General features: G+C 36.6%; 10 protein-coding genes and 1 other RNA gene. All 11 read left to right on the top strand.

Annotation, left to right across the window (positions count from 1 at the left end):
* Nucleotides 1-366: 366 nt before the first annotated feature.
* The 11 genes from ESZ26_RS11900 (at nt 367) to ESZ26_RS11950 (ending at nt 12,133) form a co-directional block, all read left to right on the top strand.
* Entirely contained in the window at nt 367-1,410 is a 1,044-nt protein-coding gene (locus ESZ26_RS11900; RefSeq protein WP_146799731.1) for a YcjF family protein, read from the top strand.
* Nucleotides 1,411-1,640: 230 nt separating this feature from the next.
* On the top strand, nt 1,641-2,453 hold the full coding sequence (phhA, locus tag ESZ26_RS11905) for a phenylalanine 4-monooxygenase (protein ID WP_146799732.1): 813 nt from the start codon (nt 1,641-1,643) through the stop codon (nt 2,451-2,453).
* 9 nt (nt 2,454-2,462) lie between these two features.
* Nucleotides 2,463-2,801 carry a 4a-hydroxytetrahydrobiopterin dehydratase gene (locus tag ESZ26_RS11910; RefSeq protein WP_146799733.1) on the top strand — a complete coding sequence of 113 codons (339 nt, stop codon included), beginning with the start codon at nt 2,463-2,465 and terminating at the stop codon, nt 2,799-2,801.
* A gap of 110 nt (nt 2,802-2,911) precedes the next feature.
* Nucleotides 2,912-4,462: a transcriptional regulator TyrR gene (gene tyrR, locus ESZ26_RS11915; RefSeq protein ID WP_146799734.1), complete on the top strand. Its 1,551-nt coding sequence runs from the start codon at nt 2,912-2,914 to the stop codon at nt 4,460-4,462.
* Between the two features lie 31 nt (nt 4,463-4,493).
* Nucleotides 4,494-5,147 (top strand): maleylacetoacetate isomerase, encoded by a 654-nt coding sequence (maiA, locus tag ESZ26_RS11920; RefSeq protein WP_146799735.1) that lies wholly within the window; start codon nt 4,494-4,496, stop codon nt 5,145-5,147.
* Between the two features lie 145 nt (nt 5,148-5,292).
* Nucleotides 5,293-6,150, top strand: a complete 858-nt coding sequence (locus ESZ26_RS11925; RefSeq protein ID WP_146799736.1) for a DUF3014 domain-containing protein — start codon at nt 5,293-5,295, stop codon at nt 6,148-6,150.
* Nucleotides 6,151-6,299: 149 nt separating this feature from the next.
* Nucleotides 6,300-6,396: signal recognition particle sRNA small type (gene ffs, locus ESZ26_RS11930), an RNA gene on the top strand.
* A gap of 70 nt (nt 6,397-6,466) precedes the next feature.
* A complete protein-coding gene (locus ESZ26_RS11935; RefSeq protein ID WP_146799737.1) occupies nt 6,467-7,564 on the top strand; it encodes a site-specific integrase in 1,098 nt (365 codons plus the stop codon).
* A 553-nt stretch (nt 7,565-8,117) separates the two neighbouring features.
* Nucleotides 8,118-8,603, top strand: coding sequence for a hypothetical protein (locus ESZ26_RS11940; RefSeq protein WP_146799738.1), 486 nt, complete (start codon nt 8,118-8,120; stop codon nt 8,601-8,603).
* Nucleotides 8,593-9,870: a relaxase/mobilization nuclease domain-containing protein gene (locus ESZ26_RS11945; protein WP_146799739.1), complete on the top strand. Its 1,278-nt coding sequence runs from the start codon at nt 8,593-8,595 to the stop codon at nt 9,868-9,870. The genes ESZ26_RS11940 and ESZ26_RS11945 overlap by 11 nt, the downstream gene beginning before the upstream one ends.
* Nucleotides 9,871-10,150: 280 nt before the next feature.
* On the top strand, nt 10,151-12,133 hold the full coding sequence (locus ESZ26_RS11950; protein WP_146799740.1) for a DEAD/DEAH box helicase family protein: 1,983 nt from the start codon (nt 10,151-10,153) through the stop codon (nt 12,131-12,133).

Raw genomic sequence — 12,133 nt, forward strand, 5'->3', positions numbered from 1 at the left:
ACTGGGTGATAAAATGAAATGACCAATCAAGTGATGAAGTTTTTGCTTGGTGATAAAATGAAATGACCGCTCAAGTGATGAAGTTTTTACTTGGTGATAAAATGAAGTGATCTGCCTTGATGTATTAGCTGCTAAGCAAAGTGTTTACCAGCAATAGATACGCATGGAGCAAGTAATACAGTTTTTACTGGGTGATAAAATGAAGTGATCTGCCTTGATGTATTAGCTGCTAAGCAAAGTGTTTACCAGCAATAGATACGCATGGAGCAAGTAATGCAGTTTTTACTGGGTGATAAAATGAAATGACCGATCTTGATAAATATAAGAATGAAGCAAGTAATACCATTTTGCTTGGAGATAAAATAGATGAATGAACTCGATGAAAAATATCAACAACAAATTCTTTTTGAAAATGATGAGTTAACTATAAAGAAAAGTAATTTACCTTCAAATGGCCAACAAGTCATTGTCGGTAATGACGATTGGCAGGAATCAGAAGATTTATCGTTAATTAAGCAAGGTTATTTAAATGATGATAACCCTCAGCAAAAAACAAGACCTCGTTGGTTATGGCGGGTTGTCGGCACTGTTTTTGCTGGCGTTGTTATCGTAGAAACCTTTACTTTTTTTCAACAGGGCTTTGCGCAATCTCCAATTTTAGCAGCAATGTATGGTGTGTTACTCTTTGGCTTATCAGTCATTGTTGGTTCAACGGCAATACGAGAATATTCAGCGTTAAGACAATTCAAACGCCAACAACGTACGCAAGCTAAAGCAAAAAATATATTAGCAACTGAATTAGCTTCCCCTCGTCATCTTGACGCAAAAGCCTTATGTGAAAGCATCTCAGCAAATTTACCTTGTGATTTGATGTCAGAGCATGAAAAAAGTTGGCAATCGCTGATTAAAGAAGAATACAGCGATGAAGAATTACTGCAATTATACTCCCGTGAAGTGCTTTCAAAAGTAGATGAAAAAGCATTAGCTGAAGTGGCTAAGTTTTCAACAGAGGCAGTAGTACTGGTTGCTTTAAGTCCGATTGCCATTGTTGATATGATGCTAATGTTTTGGCGAAACTTGCGGATGATTGATAAAATTGCTGGCCTGTACGGTTTGAAAATTGGCTACTGGAGTCGAATAAAACTAATCAAACAAGTTTTCGTTAACATGGCTTATGCTGGCGCTAGCGAGTTAGTCATTGATTTAGGTGCAGATTTGGTTGGTGTAGAGCTATTAGGTAAATTATCTGCGCGCATTGCACAAGGACTCGGTGCAGGTATGTTAACGTCACGATTGGGAATTCAAACCATTAAGCTTTGTCGACCTATTCCTTTTGAAGAAAACACCCCAAAAATAGCTCAAGTGAGAAAAAAAATACTCAGTCAGGTAAAAAAATTATTAATAAGGTAGTTTTACTCTTCATTAGGCTTAAATGAGTTTCTTTTATCTCATTGATTTAATTGGTTATTGTTTTGTGTTTTACATTTTTGTAATTTTTTCTATACGCTATTATTATCTGGCTAAATAATAGTCAGTTGGCGTTTAGTATTTTTCCCATCAAGCTTGTTTTATTATCAGTAAACAACATTACTCACTCATTGGTTAGTGAATGATGATAAAAATTAAAATAAGGTAATATCATGGGGATGGCGACGAAGTATATTTCGCGAGTTGCTGATGAAAATGGTCACATTCATTGGTCAGATGAAGAGAATAGTGTCTGGCAAGAATTGATCACTCGTCAATTAAAATGTGTTGAAGACAAAGCGTGTGACGAATATAAATTTGGCTCAAAATTATTAAATTTACCACATGACCGAATTCCACAATTAGCAGAAGTGAGTAAAGTACTCAAGGAAACAACAGGTTGGCAGTGTGAACCGGTACCAGCATTAATCGGTTTTGGTGCATTTTTTAAGTTGTTATCAGAAAAGAAATTCCCAGTGGCTACTTTTATTCGCAGCAGAGAAGAGTTTGATTATTTACAAGAACCTGATATTTTTCATGAAATATTTGGTCATTGTCCTTTATTAACCAATAAGTCTTTTGCCGATTATACTGAGGCTTATGGAAAAATGGGTCTAAATGCGACCAAGGAACAAAGAGTTTTCTTAGCACGCTTATATTGGTTTACGGTAGAGTTTGGTTTATTAGATACCCCAGATGGCTTTAAAGTTTATGGTGGTGGTATTTTGTCTTCGCCAAGCGAAACCATTCACGCGACAGAAAGTGACATTGTTGAACGTGAAAAACTTAATATACTTGACGTACTAAGAACGCCATATCGAATTGATGTTATGCAACCTATTTATTATATGTTGAATAAAGTAAGTGATTTAGATGATTTAAGAAAATATGAAGTGTCTGATATTATGGCGTTGGTTGAGCAAGCAAAAGCCTTAGGCTTGCACCCAGCGAAATTTCCAGCAAAAGAAATTAACAATGTGAGTTAAGGAAAAATAATGACTGAGCAATTATCTGTACAAAAATGTGAAGCATGTCAAGTAGGCGCGCCACAAGTTAGTGATGAAGAGTTACCGGTACTATTAGCACAAATACCAGATTGGATCCCAGAAGTGCGTGACGGGGTTATGATGCTTGAACGTGAATACAAATTTAAGAACTATAAACTATCATGGGCATTTGCAAATAAAGTCTCTGCATTAGCTGAAGAAGAATTTCATCACCCAGCGATCTTATTAGAGTGGGGCAAAGTAAAAATTACTTGGTGGACACATGCTATTAAAGGGCTACACCGCAATGATTTCATTTGTGCAGCAAAAACCGATAAACTTTTGTAATATTTGCTTACATTAGATAATGACAGCCTCCTACCTCAGGGGGCTTTTTTTTGTTGTACAAATTAGTTTACAATAGCAGATAGGAATACTTGGCTATTAAGGTAAGGTAAATGCGTTTAGAAATTGTCTGTTGTGATCGAGTCGGCATTGCCCGAGAAGTATTAGAAATATTTGTTGAACATGAAATCAATTTACGTGGCATCGAACTAAAACAGCCAGGCGAGATTTTCATCAATATCCCTGACTTAGAATTCAGCCAACTGCAAACCTTTATGCCACGTTTACGTTTAATTGAAGGTGTTAATGATGTAAAAACAACACCTTTTATGCCTTCTGAACGTGAGCGTAATGAACTCTCCACGCTGATTAAAACTTTTCCCGATCCCTTTATATCTATTGATGCAAAAGGTGATATACGCATTGTTAATACTGTTGCTGCAGGCATAATGGGCTGTAAAGATCATGAGATTATTGGCGACAACGTCGGTAATTGGCTAAAAGGCTTTAACTTTACTCGTTGGTTAGATGCGGATGAAGTACTGGCACAAACGCGTCGCTTAAAATTTCAAGATGATGACTTTGTTGCTGATATCATGCCTATTCATGTGACCGACCAGAGCGGTATCCCCGTTTTAGCGGGTGCGGTATTAATTTTAAAATCAGAAGCACGGTTAGGCCAGCAAATAAGTGCTTTTAAGCAAGCGAATGAAAATAATTTTGCCGGTATACAAGCGAGTAGTGGCTCGATGCGTAAAGTTATTCGAGAAGCAAAACGCATGGCACTCCTCGACTCCTCAATGCTCATTGTCGGTGAAACGGGCACGGGTAAAGAACTTTTAGCTCATGCTTGTCACGCCGCGAGTGATCGTAGCAATAAACCTTTTATGACCTTAAGCTGTGCAGCATTACCCGATGATGATGCAGAAACAGAACTGTTTGGTGCGGGTTCAAAAGGTGAAAATAAAGCCAAGCGTGGACTATTTGAATCAGCAGACGGTGGTACGATATTTCTTGATGAAGTGGGTGAAATGTCACCGAAATTACAAACAAAAGTGCTGCGTGTTATTCAAGATGGTACTTTTCGCCGCGTCAATGACGAGGAAGAGATAAGGGTCAATGTTAGGATAATCAGTTCAACCAACTGTGATTTACTTAGTATGGTTTCTACCGGCGAATTTAGAGAAGATCTTTATTACCGTTTAAATGTACTTGGCCTAAATATCCCCTCATTACGTGATAGGCGTTCGGACATTATTCCACTGGCTGAATTTTTTATTGTCAAATTCGGTCAACGTATTGGTAAAACGATTGTCACTATGTCTGATGACTGTCGTGATTTTATCGAACATTATCCTTGGCCAGGTAATGTCCGTCAGCTCGAAAATGTATTAATTCGCGCGGTATCATTAATGGAAGGTAGTATCGTGATGACCTCTCATCTGCAATTACCTGCTTATACCCGTGAATATGGTTATTTAGAACAGGAATTTGAAGGAACATTAGATGCTGCAGTTAAGAGTTTTGAAGCCGACTTACTGAGAAAACTATATCCGGCTTATCCAAGTACTCGACAATTAGCAAAAAAATTAGGCTTAAGTCATACCGCTATTGCCAATAAATTACGTGAATATGACATTAATAAAAAAACCGTAAAAATATAGATCACTCATACCGATAACATAGAGATATAAGATGAAACTTTTTGGCTATTGGCGTTCGTCCGCCGCATATCGAGTAAGAATCGCTTTGCATTTGAAAGACATTGATTGTCAAGCTGTCCCCGTCCATTTAGTTAGAAATGGTGGTGAACAGCACAGTGAAGCTTATACTGCACTTAACCCAACTCATTTAGTGCCAACGTTAATTGATGAAACAGTTGATGGCAACTTAGTGCTAAGCCAAAGTATGGCAATACTTGATTACCTTGATAATAAATACCCACAACCAGCACTTTATCCCGAAAGTCTTTATGCTAAAGCACAAGTTCAAGCACTTGCCTTAGATATCGCTTGTGAAGTTCACCCAGTAACCAATTTACGCGTTCAACAATATCTAGTGAACACACTCGGTGTCGAAGACGAGGATAAATTATCCTGGAGTCATCATTGGATGAGCGTTGGCTTTACTGCTTTTGAAGAAACACTGCAAAAGGTATCAGGAAAATACTGTTATGGCGATCATGTGACCATTGCTGATTTATGCCTGGTTCCTCAAGTTTACAATGCAAATCGCTTCAAGGTCGATATGTCAGCATTTCCGCTTATTAATGCTATTGTTGAGCGTTGTAATCAGTTACCTGCTTTTATAAAAGCACTACCAGAAAATCAAGACGATGCTATTTTATAATTGTCGAGTAATGATAAAAAAGTTAAAAACTCAATCTTAGACAAAAGTTATTTTAGATCACGTATTTCCCTTGCAACTTAGATCAAAACGGGTTGCAATGGTTTTTCATCATGCATTCTTTAGATAAATTGAATATTAGGTACCTATGGAAGATCAAGCGCAAAAAGGTAAACAAACCTCTTGGGGCATTATTGCCGTTATTATTGCTATAGTGATAGCCGGTTTAGTTTGGTTATATGTTTCATCGACAACCGAACAAGAAATTGTTGAGGTTACGCCGGTGGTTATTGTTAAAGCTGAAGTTCCACCTGAGCCTATAGTAGAGCCAATATTAGCAGAAGAAGAAGTTTTTCCTTTGGTTGAGACAGAACCTCTCGTTGCAATTGAGCCTGAACCAATATTACCAAGCTTAAATGAAAGTGATGTTTGGGTACAAGAAAAACTGCCAAGTTTTACTTGGCGTAAAGAACTGTTAAAGCTGGTCATTAATAAAGATATGATCCGCCGCTTTGTGGTATTCACCGATAATTTTGCGCAAGGTAATTTAGCTTACGCACACAGTCCATTGATTAAACCCAATGCTAAGTTTTTAGCAAATGAAGTTAGCAACGGGGCAGGTAGCGACTGGAAGTGGGATGAGTCAGCAACACGACGTTTTACCCTTTATGTTGATCTATTGCGTTCATTTGACAGTGAAACACTAGTAAAGTGGTATTTCGAAATGAAGCCTTTGATAGATCAAGCTTATGCAGAATTAGGCTACCCAGATGATAATTTTACTGAAGTATTACATGATGCTATTACTAAGGTACTGGATATGGAGATCCCAAAAGAATCACTAGACTTAGTTCGCCCCAGTGTGATGTTTCGCTATAAAGACGAAAAAATAGAAGCACTTGATGCTGCCGATAAACTGCTATTACGTTTAGGTAAAGAAAACTTGTTGGTGATCAAATCGGTATTATTAGAAATTAACGAACGCTTAGCACGCCAGCGTCCGTAAGTTTAAAGGTTATTTTAGTTATATATCTGCTGGTGTGGTTAAAAAAACAGCGAACGATTTTATTTATATAACTAGCGCTTGCATCAAGCTAAATCTTTAGCCATAATTCGCGCCGTTGAAGTGAGAACGACAACTTTCTATGGTGACCCTTTCGGTCCCCTCGCAATGATACTCTGTGAACTCGGCCAGATCCGGAAGGAAGCAACCGCAGCAGACGACTCATGTGCCGAGGTGTGGCTGCTAGGGTTGCCACCAATCCCTTACGATTCAATTAGTTACCCACATTAGCAACGCTTTGCTACATGGAGTGCTACATTTGAAGTCAACTAATATCCCTTATTTGTATTCTCGCAATGGTATTTTTTACTATCGTAATAGGAATATATGGAAATCTCTTCGAACGGGTTGTAAAGCTGAAGCATTTAAAAAGCTTTGTCAGTTTGTTTCAACAGGAAAAACTGAGACAGCAGCTAAGTCATTAAAAGATAAGTCCAACCTTTCTGAAAAAATCACCTTATCATCAAACGTACGCCATATTGAGCGTCATAAAACGGCTGAACTCGTCAAAGCTTATCTATTAGAAAACTCTCCGCGCTGGTGTGCAAGAGAAGCTGTACGTGTGACTAACTCTCTTAAATTTCTCCCTGAGCTATTACCACAACGTGACGATGCAATAGAGCTGAAAAAATCGCTATTGGAAGAGAAAACACCCACAACCTTCAATCGTTATCTAAAATATTTTAATGCTTTTTATCATTGGATAATGGCTAACTATTCGGCAGTTTCAAGTGTTAACCCTTTCGATAATTTAAAAATAAGACTAAAGAAAGAAAATATTTCATCTAAGCGAAATGCTTATTCAGCGGTGCAGTTGAAAGAAGTCTTTAAATTAGCCGAATCCTATGGGAAAACTGACCGCAGATATTGGTTGATTATGATTGGCAGATATACAGGGGCAAGGATGAATGAAATATGTCAACTGAAGCCATCAGATATTACCGCTGACAGTATCCATATTAAAGGAGATATTCTAAAAACAAGTAATGCCCTTAGAACCATACCTACTCACCCTAAATTAATAGAACTAGGCATCCTTCATTGGATTAGTTGTTGTGATAGTAGTAAAAGGTTGTTTCATGAATGGAGGCCCGTAAAAGGTTCATTCAGTCATTCGGCTAGTCGTTGGTTCAGTCGTAATAATCCGTTTAAAAGGAACGCTGTAGACTATGTTGACTTTTATTCGTTACGACACACTGTTGCAACAGAGCTAAAACAAGGTGGTATTCCTGTTCAATATGCAGCTCAAATAATGGGACATTCAAATGGAAGTATTACTTATGATCGCTACGGTAAGTCAATTGAGATGGCAGAGTTGCGCAAAGCCATTTGCGCGGTGGGAAATAAATTGCCGTGATATATCCTCATATATGAAAGTTAGATGTCATTACCCCTTGTATGTTTTCCCGCTTGCTTCGCAAACTCAGACTCTATTGCTAGTTTATGTTCCCGTTTAGTCTTTTTTATATATTTAGTCTAAAACAGAGGCATGTTTAAAATAATTAAAATAAATTAGTTTATATAGTTGATGGATTTTTATGTATATAAGTCACTAATTAAACAAACCTAGTTTGTTTTTTATTCTTGGTTATATATATATCAAACCATAAAGTGCAGTTAAAACATAGTGTTGCGCTATTGTTTTAGTGTTTTTTTACTGTTAATGTAGAGTTGTTAATTAGAAAAAATTTTGAAAAATAGCAGGCAGGCAGGGTATGTTAAAGAGTTGTGATTTTTGCTTTCGCAATAATCGTCACTATTTAACCCTGTTAGTCGCTCAGGCGACTATTAACAAGCTGCTCATGCAGCTATCAAATAACAAGAAAAATAAGACGAAGTCTTATGGAGAAACACCTTAACAGGTTTAAAAATAGGAATGATTGATTTCGTCATAACGATAAGGTCCAGTTATGACATTAAAAAATAATACAAGAAAATTTAACATTACAACTAAAGTCAATAAGGATGAATTCAGTCTATTATTGAATGCGTTTCACGATTCAAATTATAAAACTGCTGGTCACTTCTACCGTGACACAATTCTATCCGCCGTTTCTCCTCAAGAAAATACATCATTTGATGTGCCTGAAATAAATATAGAATATGCACAAAAGCTGCAACATACACTTCAAAACTTTAATCATCTAATTGGGCATTTAAACCTTTCATTAGTCGATGATGAACATAAATTAAGCACTGATTTAAGAGATGAATATATAAAAAATTCAATTGATTTAGTACAAGTAACTGCTAGTCAGTCAATTATTTGGTTTGAATTTTTTGGTGGTAAATACAGGAACGTTATTGAAACAATAGCTTTAAACACATTATCACCAGATACTCTTGAAGAGATGGCATTCACTCTTAGAAAAAAAGAGGGTGAAAATGATTATTGAATTCATTAAACACAAAAAAGGCTGTAATCGAGGAAGGGTTAAAATTCTAATCAAGTATGTCTGTGGTGAAATTAAGCATATACGAGAAACTTCAAATTTTGAGATCACAAAAGAAAAGATTGATTTTGTTGGAAGTAGTACTAGTTTACCTGTCTTAAATCCATTAATCGCTTTTGAAAATGGCCAACAAATAAAACTCAGTGGCAAAGAAGCTGATTTAGAACCAATAATTAATGAGTTTATAGAAGCTGAATCTAAAAATACTAGAGTAAAATTACCATTTGAGCACATCGTTATTTCTTTACAAAAAGGTGAAAGTTTAAATCTTATCCAGTGGGATTTATTAATCAGAGATTTAACTGAAAAATTAGGTTTAACTGATCATCACTGGATCAGTCTAAGACATAATGACACAGCTCATCAGCACTGCCATATAATTTGCTCAACCATTTGTAATTCACCTCCTCATCAAAGACTCGTTTTTGGTAATAATTTTAAAAGTTCTGCACTTATTCGCAATGAATTGGAGAAAAAATATAACCTTAATCACGATCATAACCCATATTCAGATGGACCGGGAAAAGTGATAAATAACGCTAAATATAAAACAAAAAAGCAATCCATTCGCCATGCGATTGATAATATTTTAAAAGATAAGGAAGGGAAGTTATCTCTACCAAAATTTATCGAAAAGCTAACTAATAAAGGGATCGGTTGTTTTGCTCAAACTCGAAGTGACGCGGTTAGAGGTTTATCATTTACATTAGGTACATTTAAAGTCACAGGCTCAAAACTTGGTATAGGTTATAGTTGGAAGTCACTTCAAGAAAGAGGCATTTATTATGATTCAAAAGAGCATCAATCGAGCGTTGAAAAATCAAACAATTTTGAGAAAAAAATAACGAATGAAATAGAAAACTTCTCTCTGCCGCGACAGCCTAGCAAAGGCTCTAAAAACTTATTAATTAAAACTATTAGATTAAAAGTATCTTCAAAATCAATCCGCTTATCCCATTATGCTGAAAAGGGAAATTCTTTGTGGGGTTTATGGATAAAAATTCCATTATCGTTTAAAGGTAAAACTAAAGAACAAATTGAAAGTGACATAAATTTTCATAAAATGCTGAGGACTATTTTGTCACTATATTTCAGATGGTTAAAGGTTAGATCTGAGGAGAAAAATCTAGCGTGGGAAAGGATTAAGCCTTTTATTAAAAGGTTTGATCCTCCAAGTGAAATCGTTGAAGAAAACACTTTTACTCCTTAGTGAGAGTGTTGTGTCAAAACTACTCAGCAAATACACTTAAAAAGTTGTTTTATACAATGAAGTTAATCCAACAAAATAGCTTTCTGCATCAGCAGCGGGTTGTTTTAATAAAACGGAACATCAGTACACCTATATAAATTCGAGCAATGATAGTTTGAATAGTACTGATGTTCTTTTAATATGACATAATTTTTTTGCTAAGGAAATATATCCGGTTCAGTTACAATTTCTTTAACGTTTATGATAAGTTACCTTAATAATATGATAATGGAACTGTCAAATGAACCAACCTGATAAACACCGCCAGCGCATTGCAGATATATTCTCAAGCGACGCACTTCATCAACATCAAATTGACGCTGCTCAAAAAACCTACTCAGCTTTCAATAATGATGTGAGAGCTGTTGTTACTGCTGCTGAAATGCAGGCTGGTAAATCTGGTATTGCTCTAGCCCTATGCTGTTTTCAAAGACTCAATTTATCAGATACCGATATATGTGATCGTAAACAGCTAAAAGATACCCTCTACTTGGTGACAATGCCCGACACGGCGTTGCGCAACCAGGCTGAAGATGATCTTAAGCTCGCCAAAAATGTCGTTGTTAGTAACTTTGTTAATTTTGAAAAAGCATTAGAAGCTGACTTTAAAGGTAATCCACCAAAACTTATTATTATAGATGAGTGCCACTATGGTTCAAATGTCAGTGGTATAAGGTATAGCAGTGTTTTTGATTACCTAGAACAAGAAAATGATACCTGTAAAGTTGTGTTTATTTCTGCTACTCCATTTGGAGCGTTGTATGGTGCTGAAACTGAATATCAAGAAGCGCTAGAAATTTGCACTGAAGCAGAAGAAGAACATAACGATGAATTACTCCATGAATCACAACAAGCAGCTAATGATGCCTTAAGAGATTCTATTTTACGCCGAGATTTTGGTACACGCTTGGTTTTCCACAAAACAAGTGATGAATATTATGGTGTTAGGGAAATGCTCTTAAATGGTCGCCTTAAACATTTAGATGATAACTGTCGTAACTTCCTTATTGATTCAGACCAAAGATTAAGCTTCATGAATCAATTTAAACAGCATGAGGGGATGGGTTGGTCTTTGGTCCGTGTCCCTGCTGGAAATGCTATGGATGCAAAGCAATTATTTATTTCGCAAGGCATCGAAGAGCATAACATATTCATTTTAGGTAATTCTTTATCCGGTGTACCTGAAGATGAACTTTCAACAATAGATCGATTCAAGAAAGAATTTGAAGACGCTCAGTTATTTGGTGACAAGCTTGTTGCTATAACCGTTGCAGGTTGCCGAGCAGGTATCAACTTCGGTGCCATGATGAAAAATAATCTTATATCAACATGGGATAGTACCGTAGCGAGTGTTGCTGCCGTAGTACAAGCAAATGTCGGTCGAGCTTGTGGCTATCATGACAACAACACATCAATGCATTATACCAATAGTAATGCAGCCGAAGCATATGGAGCAATTCTCGATTACCTAGAGCGAACATGCTCTGATCAAGCAGCTTCTGATTTCGAAGGTCTAAAAGAGTTTTTTGACGATATCTGCCAGGAATATCAAGTAAATGGTTTAGACGTGGGCTTAACGATTAAATATAAAAGACGCAGACCTATTGGTGATGTTGAAACATACGCTACCGATAGCTACGTAGCAGTACCTGCAAAATTATTGGATCACGAATTCGATTTTAATCTATTCACCCAAGACAAGCATATGCTTGCAGCCATTACTATTTTAAGAGAAGAGTTCACTAAAAAGGGAGCACCCTCGGTTAAAGGCAATAGAGCTATGCGAGGCAAAAAGAAAAACTGGATCAAAGCTCAGTGGGTCAACGGAGATAGTTACGACAACCGTGAAAAAGCAGGTGTAGATGGTCCACAAAAAGACAGAACTATCATGCTCACGGATATGCTTAATAATAAAGAGTTTGTTGAATTTAATCGGGTTGTCGCACCTGGCTCTGGTGAGTTATCAGAAAATAAGCTTATCACTGCGACCGTATTCAGTATTTACAACATTTCACGCCGTAAAGTCATCAAAACAATGATGACAGAGCATGACGTTTGGGATATGTGTGACCATTTCAATATTGCTCACGACGATACCATGTTTATTCTTTATAAACGTGGCGAGTACGATATAGATAAAACTTTAGCGAAAAAAGAACATAATAAACTGCCAGAAAAAACAGGTGATTTAAGAGATGAATCACAGTTTTCAATGAAGCAATAG

It is taken from the genome of Colwellia hornerae (assembly GCF_007954355.1).
In the GTDB taxonomy this organism is placed as follows: Bacteria; Pseudomonadota; Gammaproteobacteria; order Enterobacterales; family Alteromonadaceae; genus Colwellia_A; species Colwellia_A hornerae.